Source organism: Roseovarius lutimaris (assembly GCF_900115165.1).
In the GTDB taxonomy this organism is placed as follows: Bacteria; Pseudomonadota; Alphaproteobacteria; order Rhodobacterales; family Rhodobacteraceae; genus Roseovarius; species Roseovarius lutimaris.
The window spans coordinates 1-17,822 of record NZ_FOVP01000011.1 but is presented as its reverse complement, the minus strand read 5'-3'; the positions used below and the strand labels follow the sequence as shown (position 1 = coordinate 17,822).

Here is a 17,822-nt window from a genome sequence, read left to right as displayed (position 1 = left end):
CCATGACCTTTCTCAAACCTGCCATCGCTGGACTTGCCCTTGGCCTTGCGGCCTGTGGTGCCGCGCCGGATCGCTATGCCGTGGCCACGCCCGAGGTGACCGAAAAGCTTCGGATCGGGTTCCGCTCGGTCGAGGTACGTGAGGTGTCGTTGCCGACCTACGCCGCCGCCGATGAAATCGCGATCGAGGATGCCGGCGGCAGACTTGTCACCGATGGCGCAGCACTTTGGGCCGATTCCCCCGAACGCGCCATTGCGCTTGATCTGGCGCGCAACCTGTCGCGGCTTTCCGGCGCGCGCGTCGCCTCGGCGCCCTGGCCGTTCGAGGCCTTCCCCGATGCCCGGCTCGATATCCGGTTTGAACGACTTGTCGCGGGCGCCGATGGCCAATTTCGCGCCTCGGGTCAGTATTTCGTCGGGGTGAGCGATGGCGGGCGCGAGCGGTCCGGGCTGTTTGATCTTGCCGTGCCGTTTGACCCCGCCGGTGGGCCGCAGGCGATTGCGCAGGCGCGCGGTCAGGTGATCCTTGACCTGGCCGCCGATATTGCCCGCAACGGTCTGCGCTAGGGGGATGGCGCAAGCGAACAGGGGCAGCGCCGAAAAACTCTGATCGCTAGGTAGGGCGGATCGGGTTATGCTCTTCGTATCTGCCCTCTGAATGACAACCAAACGGTATTCCTAGATGTCTGAAACACCTGCAAATTCCCCCTGCATCATCTGCGTCGCGATCACCGGCTCGGTGCCGACGCAGGCCGACAATCCGGCGGTTCCGGTCACGATCTCCGAACAGGTCGAAAGCACCCATGCCGCCTTTGAGGCCGGGGCCAGTATTGCCCATTGCCATGTGCGCGATGACGCTGGCAAACCCACCTCGGACGCCGAGCGGTTTGCCCGCCTCAAGGATGGGATCGAGACACATTGCCCCGGCATGATCGTGCAGCTTTCGACCGGGGGGCGCTCTGGCGCGGGCAACGAACGCGGCGGGATGTTGCCGCTCTGCCCCGATATGGCCTCGCTGTCTGTCGGTTCGAATAATTTCCCGAACCGTGTCTATGAAAACCCGCCCGAGTTGATGAACTGGCTTGCCTCGGAGATGATCACATACGATGTGAAACCCGAAATCGAGGCGTTCGATCTGTCGCATATCTTTCATGCCGCCCTGATGCATTCGCGGGGCCAGATCAAGGATGTGCCCTATGTCCAGTTCGTGATGGGCGTGAAGAATGCCATGCCCGCCGACAAGCAGGTGTTTGATTTCTACGTGCAAACCGTCAAACGCCTGTTTGGCGATGCACCCTGGTGCGCGGCGGGCGTGGGGCCAAAGCAGATCGTCGTAAATGAGTGGGCGATTGCGGCGGGCGGGCATGCGCGCACCGGGCTTGAGGATAACATCCGGCTGGATCGCGACACCCTGGCGCCATCAAACGCGGCATTGGTCACGCGCACGGTTGAACTGTGCGAAAAATACGAACGCCCCGTCGCCACATGGCAAGAGGCACGCCGCATCCTTGGCCTTCGCGAGGTCGCGGCGTAGGGGTCTGCCGGTCAGGAGTTGATTCAAGCCGCGCCTTCAGTCATGCTCAAGTCACGAAATTCCGCTTACTTTGTCCTGCAACACGTGATCTTGGATAAAACAAAAAGGGGCGCCTCGGCCAATTGGCCATCGTGGTTCCCGGCTCGTTTTAAAAGAGGTCCAGCTTAGCACCCGGAACCGCACATGACATCCAACGCCGTGTATTCGAGCAGCTCCAGCCAGGCGTTTGAAAATGCCCGAAAGAACAAACTGCGGCGATATCCCGCCCCGGACGCAGGCGGTGAACGGCTTTATCCTTTGGTGTCCCCGTCTGTTTCGCCGTCATTTTCCATTGGCAAGGCAGACTCGGTTTTTGCGATCGGGTCCTGCTTTGCGCGAAATCTTGAGGGGGCCTTGCACAAGGCGGGAATGAATGTCCTCAGCCGAAAGATCGAGCTTGGAAAAATCGGCGACGATGTCGGTGCCGCGACGAACTTTCTTAACAAATACAATGCATCCTCTATCCTGAATGATCTGAAATGGGCCCTGGACAGGGATAGCTTTCCCGGCGAGGATATCATCTATTCGGTGAATGATGAGGTCTATTGCGACCCGCAGCTGGGGCTTATCCGACTGCCTTATCCGCTCGCGGATATCATGGACATGCGTGCGCGGTATCTCGACGCGATGGCACAGGTCGCAATGGCGGATGTTGTCATCATTACCCTTGGATATGTCGAAACCTGGTATGACAAAGAGCTTGATCTTTATCTCAACATCGCACCCCCGCCGCGCCTGTGCGCAAAGTTTCCGGATCGTTTTGAATTTCGCGTGTTGGGATTTGATGACGTTCTTCAGGCGCTTGAAGATATTTACACGCTTTTGAAAACGCATCGCAAAAAGCCGCTCAAGATGCTGTTGACCGTGTCCCCTGTGCCGCTTGTGTCGACATTCCGGGATGTCGATGTTCTGGTTGCCAATACCTATTCAAAATCCGTTCAGCGCGCTGCCGCAGAGACATTTGTCGCCGGGAAACAGGATGTCGATTACTTTCCGTCCTATGAATTTGTCACCCTGTCCAACCCTGCAATTTGTTGGGCGAGAGGTGATTATCGGCATGTATCCCCGGACGTTGTCGCGCGGATCATGTCGAATGTGCTGGTGAGTTACGCGCCTGATTTCGATGTTCCCGGGACCTATCAGGGCGCCCCGATGACAACCGAGGCCACGTTTGCGACGGCGCGGCTGCTGATCAAGCTTGGCGAAGGCGATGATCTGGCCGGGCTGTTCTCGCAGAACCGTGCGCTGTTTTCAGAACAAGAGGCGCTATTGTCCCAGATCGTCGAGGCCCTGCAAATGGCCGGGCATGTCAGGCTGGCCGCCGATGCGCTTGAGGATCTGGTGACGCTCGCGCCCCAGAAACCCATTATGTTGCAGCGCCTGATTTCTCTGACAAGTCGCGATAGCGAGGATCATGACCGAACGCGCAAGCTTTTAAAAATACACTCAAAGCGGTTTCCGGGTCGGTCGGATTTCAGAACGCGGATCGAAAAGACCCTGATCTAGAGTATCCGTCTTGATCACGCCCGCATCAAACCTCTTGAGATCGCATCGGCGTTTACTCTGATGTGTCCGGTTGATTGGAAAAGACGGATCTGCGCACAAACAGGGCGTCGCCCCAGCCAAGGCGTTTCAGTTCGCAATGCCCCAGTTCAAATCCGAGGGCCTCAAGAAACACAACGAAACGCGAAATCGGCATGTCACCCTGGTAGATATCGCCAATGCTGACTTCCATCCAGATAAAGTCAATCGACTTCAAGGTATTGAGCGCCCCGAGAATAACATGCTTTTCGGCACCCTGCGTGTCGATGAACATCATGTCATAGTCTTCGGGAGCAATGCCGTTCTCCGGCAAAAGCCTGTCGAGTGTGCGCAATGTCATCGACCGCTGTTCGTCAAAATGGATATCGGGTTTGATCTTGGTGTGATCTTTGGGCTCAAGAAAGCTCGACGACTCGCCGGTATTGCTTGAGACATTGAAGGTAACGCTTTTGCCGTCATCATCCCCGATCAGCGCCTGAATCGCCTGATAGCCCTCAATGTCAGACACCCGGTCTTCAAGCTGGCCGAAGGTTTCATCAAGCGGGTCTATGAACACCCCTCTGGTGACGCCGGATCGCGCAAGCTTAGCCACTTCGCGGCCATTGTGCGCGCCAATCTGAATGACGCCGCGCGGCAATCGCTTGAATCTTGATTTCACGATCTCGACGGCGCGCAGGCCCGCCTTTACCGGCGCCAGTGCACTCTTGGAATTCATTGTTCATTTCCCGCCTGTTTTGCGTCTGCTGATGTCACAGAAAGCTTGTTTTCATAGAGCCATTTGCGAAACGGCTCCCAGTCTTCTCTGGCCTGCAATTCTGCAATCTTCGCGCGATGCCATTCGCAGGCCTCGGCATGCAAGGTCTTGAGAACCGGATCATCCAGCAGTTGGCTCAGCATTGGCCGGGCTCGCTCTGCCAGTGGAAGAATGCTTTTGTCTTCCACCCGGTTGATATTCATGTCGCGCCAGTAGGTCTCGGCCTGATCGACGTCAATGTGGTTGGTCCGGCCCCTGTCGCGCTTGACCATAAAACTCTCGACAGAACGCACCGCGTAGTGGTGAATCCGTCCAAAGCTGTGGTCAAATCCGGGCCATGCACGCCAGCCGACCTTGTCGGCAGGGAATAGTCGACCGCCGCCATCGCTCCACTTCAGGTCTTTCAACCTGTCGTCAGGCGTGTCTTTGGGGCGGTGCGGGCCAAACCGGCCGAAACTGCCGTTGTTGCGAAACAGGGTTTTCAGCCCATAGGCCCGACCTGATGCATAGTCGGCCGGATGATCGGCCAGGGTAAACTGTTCCGTGATCGGCGTATCGCTATAGGCTTCCACCCCGCCACAGCCAAACAGCCGCCACGCCATGGAAATGGCATCCGCAGGGCCGGTCTGTTCGATCAAGGCCTGGATCGTGCGCTCACCAACCGAGATATTGATGAACTCATCCGCATCCAGACACATCAACCAGGTTGCGTTCATGACCATTGGGTGATTGCGCGCACGCCTCAGGGCCTGATGCTGTGGGTTTCCCCTGACTTTGACCGGGTTGCTGACATGGCTGGCAAGGCCCAACTCTTCCAGCCGACGCGCCATGAGGTCAGTGCCATCGACGCAATCGTTTGTGTAAATGACGATACCATCAAAGCCGAGCGACAGGTTATGTGCGACCCATTCAAGCATGAACGGGCCTTCGTTCTTCATCGTGGTGAAGATAACAAACTGCGGTGACTCCATCGGCGTTTTCACTTCCATACCACGAGCAGGGATCAGGGCGCTTACCCTAGCTGCCCGGCTCTTTTCTTACAAACAAATGGGCCGTCAGCGAAGGGTCCACCCGATGTTTCTTGCATATGTCATCCGCATAGGACCCCTCCAGCGGCAGCCCGTCACTCAGCGCGAAAATGTTGCGAAACCGTCTACCGTAGAAATGGACCGAAATGGTTTCGTCTTTGATCGCCGCATGAACGGCTTTTTTTAAATGCGGACGATGAAAGGACCGGGTTGCGGAAAAGGGCACCGGATATAACACCGGCCCGTCAAAGGCATACTCCACCTCACCCGATTGATGGGCGAAGAAATGCAGGGCCTCGGGGCCGCAAACGCCCCAGGGCATCAAGGACATATGAACCCCGTTTCCGGCCTCTTTCAGGCGTCGAAGCTCGTCCTGTCGCTTGGCGGGGGCCCAGGGCGGCACCGGGTATTCGTCTTGCGTAAGCTCCAGCATGGAGCGCAATATTCCAGAGGTCTTCGGAAGCCCCATAACCCCGGAACAGATGATCCGCCGTGTGTCGGTGCCCCACCCGAAAAAGAACCCGTGATCCGGCTTTTCAAAGGGTTTCAGGCAATAGGCATCGGTGTCGATCCAGAGATAGTCGGTTTGATCCAGCAGCCTGAGACGAAACACGTCAGAGTGAAAGGCCGGGCTGCCTGTGTTGGCGTGATAGATAATCTCATCCGTCGGCATGATTTCACGCGCATCGCGCACTTCGACGCCATCGGGAACCGACTTTACGTCGTCATAGACATAAAGGATGGTCCGATGCCCGTTCTCGATGAACGACATCAGGCAAATCTGTTCCATCCAGGTCAGTTCCGGCCCGATCCAGAGGCTGGCAACATCATATAATTTCATCTCGGCCCCCTGATCTGGCCATCACCGGCACTCACAGTTTTCGAAACAGCACGACGCCGCCGTGCGAAACGCGCTGATCATAGTAAAACCCTTGCTCGGACAGGGCATCGAAACAGGCCTTGATGCCCTTTGGCCGAATATAGCGGGTATGCAGCTCGACATAGATCTTGCGAACGGTGCCCAGGTCACCGCCCTGAAAAATATCCCGTTCACCGCCCTCGATATCGACGATCATGGCGGTTGCGCCGGAGTCGCGGATCAAGTCTGACAGGTATTCCTGAGGTATCCGGGCAACCGAAACGACATCCCGGCCCGCGTCGAGAGACGATGACCAAAAGGGGTCTCTTATGTAGAAATCGACTTCTTTTTCAGGCGCAAGGCGCGCGCTTCCCGGAACAGCCACACAGTTCTTGACGGTTGTATTGCCGATGCCCTGCATTTCGTGCATCCGAGCGATGTAATCGGCCAGCATGGGGTTGGCCTCGACACAGGTGACATGCGCCACGCCGATAACCTTGGCGGCATAGGAAGAAATATAGCCAATGCCGGCGCCCAGCTCCAGCACGCGGTCCTCGGGCTCAAGAAACTTGGGCGTGGCCAGAACCTCGGGACGCTCATAATTTCCCCGTTTCAGGGCGGCGGCCACCTGCGGGGTTATTATGGCGTCATCATGCGGCAGGCTGACGCCATTCAACTCATAGACCAATCCGTCAGACACGGTTCCACCTCATCCTTACTGCCTCACTTACTTCGTTGCCGTTTTGACCCGTCGAAACGCGGGGCCAACCCTCGAAGCTAACTCTTTATGTCCCTTTTGAACGAGCGTCTCTTCCAAGGACCGCTTGTACCAAGGGAGTTTTCTTCGGTCCCGGTATAGCTGATAGAAGGCATCCTGCGTCAATGTCCCTCTTATCATTTTTGTCATCACCGGCTTTAAAAGATCGGCGCGATGCAGAAAAACCGGTGAGAAATGACCGGAAAACCACGCCTTGAGCTTTATGACATTCGGAGTCATCAGACGGTCCACATGCCGTTGGTCCAGCTCGAAATAGGGGTCGGATATGACGACAACCTGCTCTGCGTCCTCGATTTCAAACGCCGCATCCGAGAACGGCAACCGCCAGTTTCTCATCCGGCCCATGCCAAAGCGCGTTTCCCAGGGCACGATCTCTTCGTCGAGTGTCGATTGTGGGCTGAACGACAAAACCCGCGCGCCCGGACAAAGCGATGAAAACGCCAGAGCCGCAAACCCGCCCATCGAGGTGCCCGATAAAATGACATTCGCATAGCCTTGAAACACCCCCTGATCGCGCATCGCCACCAGCGCGGCGATCAGGTTTGGCTCCCGGAACCAATCCTTGCGATGCGCAAGCACGCCAAGATGGGCGCACCCCTCCTGACGCAAAACCTTGTACGCCCATGGCGCACGTTGAGGCGACAGGTCGTTGACTGCGGAAAGGTTGTCAAACGTCACGACAAGGGTGTCAGAGGGCCGCTCGATGAACACCAGGCTGTGGTGCGCAAGCCTTTTGAAAAATCCGGGCACGGTGCCGCCAGGGCCTATTTCCCTGTACCACTCTGGACAATACTGTCCCTCGGCCTCGACACTCTCGGCGGGCGGTGCGGGCTTTGTTTTTTCGGGGTGTTCGTGGGGTGTGCAAGGCGGGTCGGCGCGCTTTTTCGGGGCATCCCCAGCCCCGCCCAAAGACCGGATCTGGTCTTCGGTCCATTCACCCCGCGCGATTTGCCGGTTGGCATAGGCCAGGGTCGCCGATCCCCGCGAGCCGTCATCGAATATCAGCGGGTCAACCTCTTCCGAAAACTTGATGACAAGGCCGAGGGTGTCGTCGGTGGCCTCTTCGGCTGACCTCCAAAAGGCGCGATCCGGGTCGATTTTCTGACCTGCCCCATCCAGCCAGAGACTGTCATCCCCGGTCACAGCGACAATCGGCCTTTCGCCATTGTGGCCACGAAAGGCGTCGGCCCGGAAAATGGTTCGAAACTCCAGCTCATCGCGTTCACCGACTTCAAGGATCGCGGCATCCTGAGGTTTGACCACAGGCAGGGCCCAGGCCGCAAACTCTGTCGAAAGCTTTGAAACCTCGCGCAGAACCGGGTCAAACCCTGTTCCGATATTGAGGTATTCGCCCACATTGAGAGCCAGCGCCAGGGTGCCGCCCGGAAGAACACCCTCGGTCATGGCCGACACCATCGCAGACTTGAGAGGGGCGCCGACATCTATGCTCGATTGCCTGCGCTGAACGCGACCTGCGTTTTCGAAAACGGCCATATCGGATGGCTGCTTGAACAGCCGGGGGGGCTGGTAAACGACGATCCGGTCGACGCCCAGAGACAGATGGTAGATCAGCCACTTCTCAAGATCCGGTGTCGCCTCTGAAACGTAAGAAACGATCACGAAAGAAGTGTCCGGCGACGGCATGAATGAGGGTCTTTCTGAACAATTCCGTTTGAATTACACTACACAAATCAACAATGCTACAAGGTACATCTGTTTCAAGCATGAATACTGTGGAAACCCAGAAACGCGGCCATTTTATTTGCCTGCGCAGAGATCAATTGGGCGCGCGGTTGCTGATGATCCTCAATTGCATCCGGCTTTCCGAAGATTTCGGGTTCGACTATTTCATCAACTGGTTCCCACGCAACGCCGCTGCGCCAAAGCTGGCGCAACCGGAAGACCTGTTTTCGGCGGCCTATATGGATCGGCATTTCATTTCGAATGACGACTACGAGGCCGGTCGTGACGGCGCCCTGCCGTTGCATGCCTTTTTTCAGGACAAGTCACCGGATCGCCTGGTGGATCACCTTGCCTCGGGCAATCATATTCTTTTGGAGGAAGGCTTTGAGATTGCCGTTTTTCCCTGGGAGGATGCAGAGCAGATCGCGCGACGTTACCCCAAATTCATCGAGAGCATCGGCCTTAATCCTCTGGTGCGGGGCAAAATGGATGAAATCGACCGGGCGGTCGCGCGCTCGTCCGGGTCGGTGTCCTATCACGTGCGACGCGGTGATATTCTCAACGAGGCGCCCTGGAAACACGGCATGTGGCCGTCCAAGATTGAACCTGACGAGTTGTACCTCAAACATCTCGAAGTTGAAAAACCCGATACCGCATTGGTGTTTTCCGATCTCGATGAATGCATTGGCCGCCTTCAGAAAGAGCACAAGACCGTTCGCGGGATCAAACAGCTGATCGACAGTTCAAACTGCACGCCCTGCCAGCAGGATTTTCTTGAGCTTTATGCAATGTCTCGCACCGAAAAAATCGTGGCCCCCGTCATCAGCGCCTTCAGCAGCGCGGCGGCCCGGCTGAGTGGCCGCGACCGGCTCCGGTTTGTGGATGTTCTGGAACCGGCAAAGATCAACGAAGCCTATGACCGGGTGACAGATCGGTTTCAGGGTGGGTTGAAAAACTTTGTCAGCCTGAGCGAGGCGGCGCATGTTTTTTCGCGTCTGTCGCGTCATCTTGCGATGCATGACCGGGAACAGGAAGGATATGACATTGGCAAGGCGTTGCTGGAGGCCGGTGCCGACAATGCGTTTCTTCCGATATTGCACGCCATAAACTGCATTTACCTGTCAAAATGGCAGGAGGCCAAAACCAATATTGACCGCGCCCTTTCGTCTCCGGATCTCTGGAAAGAGGATCACGCATCGGCGCTTGCGCTTTTGTCCCATGTCGAGGCCGCTTTGGGAAATTCGGTCGGCGCCCGGCGGCTCTGGCTTCGTGCCTTCTGGGCCAAACCTCACCTTCCGGATGTCATCGTTACCGGGTCTGCCTTGCTGGAACGCCACAGGCTCAAATCCGGGCCCGACCTTCCGTTTGATATCAATCTTCTGAGATCGCAGCGGCTGCCTTATATTCAGCGCGATATCCTGAGCCTTCAGCGGAAAATCATAAAGCAGAAGGTCATTGATTTTTCGCTTCTGACCATTGAATGGCGTTATTGCGTGTTGGACCGAAAGGCGCAGCGTTTGCTGTTGGACGTCAAGCGCCTCAAGCGGCTTCGCACGCTGCTCGCCCAGACCTCGCCCAATCCGGGCTTTGACAGTTTTCGCGGTCTTCTTCAATGCTATCTGGGCCGGTCGAGAGCCGCCCTGAACCTGACGGCGGAAGCGCTTGAAGAGGCTCCAGATGATTTTCTGGTTACCAAACGACGTGCAGAGGTGCTCTTGGCGACGAACCGCCCGATCCGGGCGATACGACAGCTGCGAAAGCTTGTAGAGCTGGATGAGCACAATCCTTTCGGCCACTTCCTGCTTGGCAGATGCCTTGAACACCAGGACAGCCACACCGAAGCCCTGCACCACTATCAACAGGCCGCCGCGCTTGATTTTTCAACCCCGGCCTTTCACGCCGCCTTGGCAAATTGCCTGAGCAATCAAGGGCAGATTGATCCCGCGATGGAGTCTTTGTCAAAAGCCAGCGCTCTGGCCCCGACCTTTCAAAAATTCTCAAACCAGAAAGACCGGCTTGCAAGGAAGGTCGCAAAAGAAAGCTGAGGCGCCCTGCGGTTTTTGGGCGAAATCAGTACCGTCACCATGTCAAACGCCAATCAGGAAATGCTGACTGCGGTCAGGAGCAGGTAGAGATGATCATTTCACATAGCCACAAGTTCGTTTTCGTAAAAACCAAAAAAACGGCGGGCACCTCTATAGAATGTGCCCTTGCCCCACACCTTGAACCCGGTGATCTCGCCTCGCCGCTCGTCGAACACGAAGCGAAATACCGAAGGTTCTCGAAAGACTTTGTCCGCACTTTACGCGAGAAAGACAGCACGATCAGGGCGCGCAACCCGCATCTTCCCGCAAGCGTGATCTCAGAGCACTTCAAGGCGGAAACCAAGGGCTATTTCTCATTTTGCGTCGAAAGGAACCCATGGGACAAAGCCATTTCGGCTTTTTTCTTCTGGATTTCGAAACACCCGGTGGACCAATCCAAATCGCAGGAAGATAACTTTATGGAGTTTGCCCAAAGCCCGAGGCTGGGCTTCTTTTCGGATTTTGAGTCTTACATGGCGGGCGGCAAACCACAGGTGGACCGCATCCTGTCCTTCGAAAATCTGGCGGATGAATTTTCGACCGTGACAGCCCTCATCGGTCTGCCGCAGGTGACAATTGGCGCAATCAAAGCCAAGGGCGAAATCCGCCCCAAGAACACGCAGGCCCTTGAGCGATTCTATGGCGCAGATATGAACAACCCCGCCGCACAACGCGTACAATCGGTGTTTGCCCGCGAAATAGAGTATTTTGGCTATTCGCCCATGACGTCCTAGGGGGCTTGAGATGCTGAATGCAACAAGGCCCACCACTATGGCGGGCCTTGTTGCATGCGAAAGTTTTCTTAATTTGGTTGCGGAAGAGCGATTTCAGAAATGCTTGCCCTCACGTTGCACAACATACGTTCAATCGGCAGATTTTCCTGCAAGCACGCCCGTTCCCCTGCGCGACACGTTCTGCTAATGTTCCAATCAATACCTCTAATTGATTCCGGATCATCTCATGTGCAACCTCTACTCCCAAACCAAAAGCCAGGATGCGATGCGGCATGTTTTTGAGGGCGTCATGGAAGATGGTGAAACGCTTGTAGACCAAAGCGGCAACCTGCCTGCCATGTCGGGGATTTGGCCCGACTATAGCGCGCCGATTATCCGGCATGGCAAGAATGGAGGTTGGCAGTTGAGCACCGCACGCTGGGGGATGCCGACGCCTGCGACCTATCTCAAGGGTAAGCGCACTGATCCGGGTGTCACCAATATCCGCAATACATCCTCGCAACATTGGCGGCCTTGGCTGGGTGTTCAGCACCGCTGCCTTGTGCCCTTCACCAGCTTTTCCGAGATTGACACGCGCAGGGGCAGCCCGCGCAATCATCCTATCTGGTTCGCCCTTGGCCAAGATCGTCCGTTGGTGTTCTTCGCAGGCATCCGCACGCAATGGACATCAGTGCGCAAGCTGAAAGAAGGCGAAGTCACGGCGGAACTGTTCGGGTTTCTCACCTCTGCGCCCAATGCCGAGGTCGCCGCGATCCATCCAAAGGCGATGCCCGTTATTCTGACAAAACCTGCGGAATGGCGGCAGTGGCTTACGGCGCCGATACAGGACGCATTGACATTGCAGCGCCCATTGCCAAACGGCAGCTTGCAGATCGTGGCCGAAGGGGAGCGCGAAGATGCGGTCTGAGGCAGATCCTTTCACCCTGCGCCCCGCCCGCGTGCATGAGGCCGAAGGGCGCGGACGGCGGGCCTTTGCGCTGTTTCAAGCGGCGCGTCACGCTGGCCCGCTGATCTGGATTTTACCTGCACATATCCCCGAAGTGCCGATGCTGCGTGGGTTGCCGCAGGGGGTTGGTGAACGCTTGCACCTGCTCCGCCCCTCCAGTGAGGCCGATCTGCTTTGGTGCATTGAAGAGGCATTGCAGGCCGTGCCCGTTGGTCTGGTCATCGCCGAGCCGCAAAAACCGCTGTCATTTTTTGCAGGACGGCGTCAGCAACTGGCGGCCGAAACAGGCCGCACAACCGGATTGATGCTGATCCCAACAGGCGCGGGCAGCAACGCCGCCGAGACACGCTGGCAATGCCAGCCGCTTGCCGCCCCGACCAAAGCTTCTGCGGACTCGACTCTGCATCGCTGGAATACTAATAAGAACAAATCAGGAACAATTAAGGATTGGACAGTAAACTGGGATGGCACGTCGCCTGCTTTCCATATGGTTTCCAAGGCTCGCGAGCGATACGAGCCTACGCAACCGTCCCGTTGAGGGGGCCTTTGCCCTGACCTTGCGGTCGGGTAATTCCGATCATCTGCATTGCGTTAATCCCGCCGCAATGGCGCAGGGATTATCGCGTGGTATGGCGCTCGCGGATGCCCGCGCCATTTGCCAAGACCTTGCCACACGCCCCGCAGATCTGGCGCGCGAGGCGGCGGCGCTGACCGCGCTTTGCCGCTGGACGGGGCGCTATGCGCCCATGGTGGCGCGCGACAGCGCGGATGGTCTGATGGCGGATATTTCGGGCGTTCCGCATTTGTTTGGCGGTGAGGCTGCCTTGCGCGAGGATTTGCAAAGTCGCCTCGAGCGTGCGGGGCTTACGGTCTCTAGCGCTATTGCGGGCACGCGCGGCGCGGCGCATGCGCTGGCGCGACATGGCGGCGGGATCGTGCCGGACGGGCGACTGGCCGAAGGGATCGGGCATTTGCCAATTAGCGCCTTGCGTTTGGATCATGACACCGTTAGCGGCCTTGCGCGCATGGGGCTGTCTCGCATTGCCGATCTGATCCCGCTGCCTCGCGCCCCGCTGGCGCGGCGGTTTGGCCAAAGCTTGGTGATGCGGCTGGATCGGGCCTTGGGGCAATATGCCGAACCCGTCGCCGCCGCGGCGAATGCGCCGCATTTCGGGGTGCGAATGACATTGCCCGAGCCGATTGGACTGCAATCAGACGTGATGGCTGCCCTTGAACGGTTGCTCGCGCGGCTCTGTGACAAGCTGGCCCAACACCAAATGGGGGCGCGCCGCGTCCGGCTGGAACTGCACCGCGTTGATCAAGGTGCCGCACAGGTCGAGATCGGTCTTGCCCGCCCGATGAATGATGCCGCACGGATCGTGGCGTTATTTGTCAAAGGCGTGGACAAAATCGAGGCAGGGTTTGGCATCGACGCTCTGCGCCTGACCGCACCGGTGATCGAGCCGTTGGCCCCTGAACAGATCAGCGCCCATCACCGCGTGCAGCCCGAACACGCATTGGCCGATTTGCTGTCCTCGCTTGGCAACCGTATCGGCTTTGACCGCGTCCTGCGGCTCCTCCCAGCCGAAAGCCTGATCCCCGAGCGCAGCCACAAGATCGCCCCCGCTGCCTATAGCGCTGCCGAACCGATGCCAGCCCAAACCGGCCCACAGCGCCCCATCACGTTGTTCTCGCCCGAAGCCGTGACAGGACCATCAGGCAACCCGCCCGCGCGGTTTCGCTGGCGCAGGATGCATTTCACCACTCTGCGCGCCACTGGCCCCGAGCGGATCACGCCGGAATGGTGGTTTGATGATCCCGCATGGCGCGACGGGCTGCGCGATTATTGGCGGGTCGAGACCGAGCAAGGCCCGCGCCTGTGGCTGTTCTCGACACCGCAAACCGCACAGGGTTCGCCCAATTGGTATGTGCAGGGAGAATTCGCATGACCCCTTACGCCGAGCTTTGCGTCACCTCGAATTTCACCTTTCTACAAGGGGCCTCGCATCCCGAAGAGCTGGTCACCCGCGCGGATGAACTGGGCCTCGCCGCCATCGCCATCACCGACCGTAATTCGGTTGCGGGCGTGGTGCGGGCGTTTTCCGCGCTCAAGGAGTTGGCACGTTTGCGGGCCGAGGGTGGGGGCGATGTCAGCCCACCGCTACCAAAACTGATTGCGGGGGCGCGGTTGGTGCTGACTGATAGCGTGGTGGAATGGTTAGCCTTGCCCCGCGACATCACCGCGTGGTCGCGTCTGATGCGGCTGCTCTCGCTTGGTAAACGCCGTGCGCCGAAAGGTGAATGCCACCTGACCCGCGTCGATCTTCAGGATTGGGGGAATGGCATTATTTTGATCGCCCTGCCGCCTGATCCATTGGAAACAGATGCCGCCTGCCGCGCCGACCTGTTGGGCATGGCGCGCAAGTTTCCGGGGCAATGTTTTTTGGGCGCGGCCCCCCGCTATGACGGGCGTGACCAAACCCGCCTCGACCAACTGGCAATGACCGCGCAGGCCACCAACCTGCCGATGGTCGCCGTGGGGGATGTGCTGATGCACCGCGCCGCGCGCCGCCCTTTGGCGGATGTGCTGACCTGCCTGCGCCTTAGCTGTACCATTGATAACATCGGCGCAAATCGCCTTGCCAACGGCGAGCGCCGCCTCAAATCCGGCGATGAGATGGCGCGACTGTTCCATCGCCACCCTGCCGCCTTGCGCCGCACGTTGGAGATCCCGGATGCTTGCGCTTTCTGCCTGGATGATCTGCGCTACCAATATCCCGATGAGGCCTTAAACGGCGAAACTGCACAGGCGCGGTTGGAGCGTTTGACCCATGAAGGCCTGCGTTGGCGCTATCCCGCCGGGCCACCGCCGAAAATCATCCACCGCGTGGAAAAGGAGCTGACCCTGATCCGCGAGGTGGAATTCGCGCCCTATTTTTTGACCGTTCATGACATTGTGCAATTCGCCCGTAGCCAAGGCATCCTGTGCCAAGGGCGCGGATCGGCGGCCAATTCGGTGGTCTGTTATCTGCTCGGCGTGACCGAGGTGCCGCCCGAGACCATCACCCTGATCTTCGAGCGTTTCATCAGCAAGGAACGCGGCGAGCCGCCGGATATCGACGTTGATTTTGAACATGAACGCCGTGAGGAAGTGATCCAATGGATTTACGAGCGCTACGGCCGTGACCGCGCAGGGCTGACCGCTACCGTGATCCATTTCCGCAGCCGCGCTGCGATCCGCGAGATCGGCAAGGTCATGGGCCTGTCGCAAGACGTTGTCGCGCGGTTGTCGGGTCAGATCTGGGGCTGGTCCTCTGCTGCGCCTGACGCAGACCGCATGCGTGACGCAGGCCTGCACCCTGATGATCCACGGGTAATATTAGCGACCAAGTTAATTGGCGAGATCATCGGCTTTCCACGCCATCTGAGCCAGCATGTCGGCGGTTTTGTCATCACCCATGGCCGCTTGGATGAACTTTGTCCGATTGAAAACGCCGCGATGGACAATCGCACGATCATCGAATGGGACAAGGACGACATCAACGCACTGGGGCTGTTGAAGGTCGACATTCTGGCGCTGGGGATGCTGACCTGTATCCGCAAGGCCTTTGCCCTCTTAGCCGATCATCGTGGGCAAAACCTGACGCTGGCCAATACGCCCGCCGAGGATTCCCGCGTCTATGACATGCTCTGCCGAGCCGATGCCATTGGTGTGTTTCAGGTTGAAAGCCGCGCGCAGCTCAACTTTCTACCCCGCATGCGGCCGCGCGCATTCTATGATCTCGTCTGCGAAGTCGCCATCGTCCGTCCCGGCCCGATCCAGGGCGGCATGGTGCATCCCTTCATCAATCGCCGCATGGGCCGCGAGCCGGTCGAAGATCTTGGCCCTGCGATGATGGAGGTGTTGGGCCGCACTTACGGTGTGCCGCTGTTCCAAGAACAGGCCATGCAAATCGCCGTGGTCGCCGCAGGTTTCACCCCCGCCGAGGCCGACCGCCTGCGCAGATCTTTGGCTACCTTCAAGCGCATGGGCACCATCGGCTCCTTCCGCGACCGCTTTGTTGGTGGCATGTTATCGCGTGGCTATGGCGCCGATTTCGCCGCGCGGTGTTTTGCGCAGATTGAGGGCTTTGGCTCTTACGGTTTCCCCGAAAGCCATGCCGCCAGCTTTGCCCGTCTTGTCTATATTTCCGCATGGCTCAAATGCCACCATCAAGCGGTGTTCACCTGCGCGCTGCTCAACAGCCAGCCGATGGGGTTTTACGCCCCCGCCCAACTGGTGCGCGATGCGCGGGATCGCGGCGTTGAGGTGCGGGCAATTTCGGTGAACCATTCCGATTGGGATTGCACGCTGGAGCCACGCGCCGACGGTAGCCTCGCCCTGCGCCTCGGCTTTCGCCAGATCAAAGGCCTGCGCGAGGAGGATGCGGGCTGGATCGTGGCCGCCCGCGGCAATGGTTATCCCGATGTCGAAAGCCTTTGGCGGCGCGCGGGCGTGAAGCCCGATACGTTGGAGCGGCTGGCCGAAGCCGACGCATTTGCCACCCTGAACCTCACCCGCCGCGATGCGCTCTGGGCGGCCAAAGCGCTCAAAGCCCCCGTGCCAATGCCGCTGTTTGGTGCCGATGGCGAAGGCGGAGATGAGCCGCAGATTGCCCTGCCGCAGATGACATTGGGCCAAGAGGTGGTTGAGGATTACGTCTCCCTGCGCCTTTCCCTGCGCGCTCACCCGATGGAACTGCTACGCCCGCACCTGCCGGAATCCATACCACACAACCGTCTCGGCCAGATGCAAGGCCGCGCCACCATCACCGGCCTTGTCATCACCCGCCAACGCCCCGGCAGCGCATCGGGCGTGATCTTCCTGACGTTGGAGGACGAGTCAGGCACCGCCAATGTCATCGTCTGGAAGAAGACCTACGCCGCCTTCCGCAAGGCCGTCATCGCGGGCCGCCTGATCCGCGTCACCGGCCAGATCAAGCGCGACGGCCCCACCACTCACCTGATCGCCGAGCGGGTTGAGGACACGTCACATCTGCTGGCAACCCTCAGCCCCCCAGCCGATGCGCCTGATGACAGGTCGCGGGCAAGCATAAACTTTAAAGCAAACGCAAACCACCCACGAGAACAGGCGAAAAAACTATTCCCCAGCCGTGATTTCCATTGAAAAATTATATGCATATCGTCTTTCGTTACACAAACCGGACCTTCGTGCAGATCGCAGCTAACGGCCGGAAAGAGCCCACTTTACCGGATGCTGCGTCAGCCGCACGGCTTCGCCAAAGCCGCATCCAATCATGGCGAGCGGCGTCGGCACCATCAAGAATACCATGATCCCCTGCGAGACGGCCCCAAGTCCAACCGCAAGGCGGACAGGTTTGCGTTTCAGAATTGATAGGGATGCAAAACGGTCTTTGAGACTTTGTGGGGCGCCGATTGTTGGGGCGGGCAGTCGCGTTAATGCCAATGGGACCAAACCAAGTACTGACAGTACGGCGAGCGCTGCATATGCGCCCGCCAAGGGAATTGGAGCGAGCGCATCTTTCGCAGCGACGAACATCTGTGGACCAACAAAGGCGGCGATCAAGCCCGACGTCATCTTCGCGTCCCCGCCAAGACCAATCCTCACCGCCCGATTCCCGATCCTGTCCCATGTGCCAAGGAAACAACGTCAGTCTTCGACACTTTTTTTGAGGTGGCCGCGTCGATCCGCCTTGCGATTGCCCGCGAGTCGCAATAGATAACCCAAAGCGAACGAAAAATGTCGCGGGATGGAGCAGCCCGGTAGCTCGTCAGGCTCATAACCTGAAGGTCGTAGGTTCAAATCCTACTCCCGCAACCA

The 17,822-nt window shown here is 58.3% G+C and carries 15 protein-coding genes and 1 tRNA gene; 10 read left to right on the top strand and 6 right to left on the bottom strand.

The window, feature by feature from the left end:
- Positions 1-2 precede the first annotated feature (2 nt).
- The 3 genes from BMZ91_RS10685 to BMZ91_RS10675 all read left to right on the top strand — a co-directional run bounded on the left by BMZ91_RS10685 (position 3) and on the right by BMZ91_RS10675 (position 3,078).
- The gene (locus BMZ91_RS10685; protein WP_092838689.1) at positions 3-566 is read left to right on the top strand and encodes a PqiC family protein; all 564 of its coding nucleotides are present in this window, start codon (positions 3-5) and stop codon (positions 564-566) included.
- A gap of 115 nt (positions 567-681) precedes the next feature.
- Positions 682-1,533 carry a 3-oxoadipate:acetyl-CoA acetyltransferase gene (locus BMZ91_RS10680; RefSeq protein ID WP_092838335.1) on the top strand — a complete coding sequence of 284 codons (852 nt, stop codon included), beginning with the start codon at positions 682-684 and terminating at the stop codon, positions 1,531-1,533.
- 183 nt (positions 1,534-1,716) lie between these two features.
- Positions 1,717-3,078 (top strand): GSCFA domain-containing protein, encoded by a 1,362-nt coding sequence (locus BMZ91_RS10675; RefSeq protein WP_092838332.1) that lies wholly within the window; start codon positions 1,717-1,719, stop codon positions 3,076-3,078.
- A gap of 52 nt (positions 3,079-3,130) precedes the next feature.
- On the opposite strand, the gene BMZ91_RS10670 is transcribed toward BMZ91_RS10675, so the two are convergent.
- From BMZ91_RS10670 to BMZ91_RS10650, 5 genes are read right to left on the bottom strand one after another with little or no spacing between them, the layout of a single operon-like run.
- Positions 3,131-3,829: an FkbM family methyltransferase gene (locus BMZ91_RS10670; RefSeq protein ID WP_092838329.1), complete on the bottom strand. Its 699-nt coding sequence runs from the start codon at positions 3,827-3,829 to the stop codon at positions 3,131-3,133.
- The gene (locus BMZ91_RS10665) at positions 3,826-4,839 is read right to left on the bottom strand and encodes a glycosyltransferase family 2 protein (protein ID WP_245736317.1); all 1,014 of its coding nucleotides are present in this window, start codon (positions 4,837-4,839) and stop codon (positions 3,826-3,828) included. Before BMZ91_RS10665 ends, BMZ91_RS10670 begins: the two co-directional genes overlap by 4 nt.
- A 46-nt stretch (positions 4,840-4,885) precedes the next feature.
- The gene (locus BMZ91_RS10660) at positions 4,886-5,737 is read right to left on the bottom strand and encodes a Rossmann-fold NAD(P)-binding domain-containing protein (RefSeq protein ID WP_092838327.1); all 852 of its coding nucleotides are present in this window, start codon (positions 5,735-5,737) and stop codon (positions 4,886-4,888) included.
- Positions 5,738-5,768: 31 nt separating this feature from the next.
- Positions 5,769-6,455 carry an FkbM family methyltransferase gene (locus BMZ91_RS10655; RefSeq protein ID WP_092838324.1) on the bottom strand — a complete coding sequence of 229 codons (687 nt, stop codon included), beginning with the start codon at positions 6,453-6,455 and terminating at the stop codon, positions 5,769-5,771.
- 27 nt (positions 6,456-6,482) lie between these two features.
- On the bottom strand, positions 6,483-8,177 hold the full coding sequence (locus tag BMZ91_RS10650; protein ID WP_092838321.1) for a hypothetical protein: 1,695 nt from the start codon (positions 8,175-8,177) through the stop codon (positions 6,483-6,485).
- A gap of 80 nt (positions 8,178-8,257) precedes the next feature.
- On the opposite strand from BMZ91_RS10650, the gene BMZ91_RS10645 reads away from it, so the two are divergent.
- The 6 genes from BMZ91_RS10645 (at position 8,258) to BMZ91_RS10620 (ending at position 17,147) form a co-directional block, all read left to right on the top strand.
- Positions 8,258-10,261 carry a UDP-N-acetylglucosamine--peptide N-acetylglucosaminyltransferase SPINDLY family protein gene (locus BMZ91_RS10645; RefSeq protein WP_092838318.1) on the top strand — a complete coding sequence of 668 codons (2,004 nt, stop codon included), beginning with the start codon at positions 8,258-8,260 and terminating at the stop codon, positions 10,259-10,261.
- A gap of 89 nt (positions 10,262-10,350) precedes the next feature.
- Positions 10,351-11,034, top strand: a complete 684-nt coding sequence (locus BMZ91_RS10640) for a sulfotransferase family 2 domain-containing protein (protein WP_092838316.1) — start codon at positions 10,351-10,353, stop codon at positions 11,032-11,034.
- 265 nt (positions 11,035-11,299) lie between these two features.
- Positions 11,300-11,941: an SOS response-associated peptidase family protein gene (locus tag BMZ91_RS10635; RefSeq protein WP_245736316.1), complete on the top strand. Its 642-nt coding sequence runs from the start codon at positions 11,300-11,302 to the stop codon at positions 11,939-11,941.
- On the top strand, positions 11,931-12,518 hold the full coding sequence (locus tag BMZ91_RS10630; protein ID WP_092838309.1) for an ImuA family protein: 588 nt from the start codon (positions 11,931-11,933) through the stop codon (positions 12,516-12,518). The genes BMZ91_RS10635 and BMZ91_RS10630 overlap by 11 nt, the downstream gene beginning before the upstream one ends.
- Positions 12,445-13,929 (top strand): Y-family DNA polymerase, encoded by a 1,485-nt coding sequence (locus tag BMZ91_RS10625; RefSeq protein WP_092838306.1) that lies wholly within the window; start codon positions 12,445-12,447, stop codon positions 13,927-13,929. Before BMZ91_RS10630 ends, BMZ91_RS10625 begins: the two co-directional genes overlap by 74 nt.
- Positions 13,926-17,147 carry an error-prone DNA polymerase gene (locus BMZ91_RS10620; RefSeq protein WP_092838303.1) on the top strand — a complete coding sequence of 1,074 codons (3,222 nt, stop codon included), beginning with the start codon at positions 13,926-13,928 and terminating at the stop codon, positions 17,145-17,147. The genes BMZ91_RS10625 and BMZ91_RS10620 overlap by 4 nt, the downstream gene beginning before the upstream one ends.
- Positions 17,148-17,204: 57 nt before the next feature.
- Here BMZ91_RS10620 and BMZ91_RS10615 read toward each other — a convergent pair whose 3' ends face one another.
- Entirely contained in the window at positions 17,205-17,579 is a 375-nt protein-coding gene (locus BMZ91_RS10615; protein ID WP_177193841.1) for a hypothetical protein, read from the bottom strand.
- Positions 17,580-17,745: 166 nt separating this feature from the next.
- Here BMZ91_RS10615 and BMZ91_RS10610 point away from each other — a divergent pair.
- Positions 17,746-17,822, top strand: a tRNA-Met gene (locus tag BMZ91_RS10610).

Bases quoted from the DNA above. Each gene is read 5' to 3' on its own strand.
- BMZ91_RS10685 (WP_092838689.1), top strand. From the start codon at position 3: ATGACCTTTCTCAAACCTGCCATCGCTGGACTTGCCCTTGGCCTTGCG.
- BMZ91_RS10680 (WP_092838335.1), top strand. From the start codon at position 682: ATGTCTGAAACACCTGCAAATTCCCCCTGCATCATCTGCGTCGCGATC.
- BMZ91_RS10675 (WP_092838332.1), top strand. From the start codon at position 1,717: ATGACATCCAACGCCGTGTATTCGAGCAGCTCCAGCCAGGCGTTTGAA.
- BMZ91_RS10670 (WP_092838329.1), bottom strand. From the start codon at position 3,829: ATGAATTCCAAGAGTGCACTGGCGCCGGTAAAGGCGGGCCTGCGCGCC.
- BMZ91_RS10665 (WP_245736317.1), bottom strand. From the start codon at position 4,839: ATGGAGTCACCGCAGTTTGTTATCTTCACCACGATGAAGAACGAAGGC.
- BMZ91_RS10660 (WP_092838327.1), bottom strand. From the start codon at position 5,737: ATGAAATTATATGATGTTGCCAGCCTCTGGATCGGGCCGGAACTGACC.
- BMZ91_RS10650 (WP_092838321.1), bottom strand. From the start codon at position 8,177: ATGCCGTCGCCGGACACTTCTTTCGTGATCGTTTCTTACGTTTCAGAG.
- BMZ91_RS10645 (WP_092838318.1), top strand. From the start codon at position 8,258: ATGAATACTGTGGAAACCCAGAAACGCGGCCATTTTATTTGCCTGCGC.
- BMZ91_RS10640 (WP_092838316.1), top strand. From the start codon at position 10,351: ATGATCATTTCACATAGCCACAAGTTCGTTTTCGTAAAAACCAAAAAA.
- BMZ91_RS10635 (WP_245736316.1), top strand. From the start codon at position 11,300: ATGCGGCATGTTTTTGAGGGCGTCATGGAAGATGGTGAAACGCTTGTA.
- BMZ91_RS10630 (WP_092838309.1), top strand. From the start codon at position 11,931: ATGCGGTCTGAGGCAGATCCTTTCACCCTGCGCCCCGCCCGCGTGCAT.
- BMZ91_RS10625 (WP_092838306.1), top strand. From the start codon at position 12,445: ATGGCACGTCGCCTGCTTTCCATATGGTTTCCAAGGCTCGCGAGCGAT.
- BMZ91_RS10620 (WP_092838303.1), top strand. From the start codon at position 13,926: ATGACCCCTTACGCCGAGCTTTGCGTCACCTCGAATTTCACCTTTCTA.
- BMZ91_RS10615 (WP_177193841.1), bottom strand. From the start codon at position 17,579: ATGACGTCGGGCTTGATCGCCGCCTTTGTTGGTCCACAGATGTTCGTC.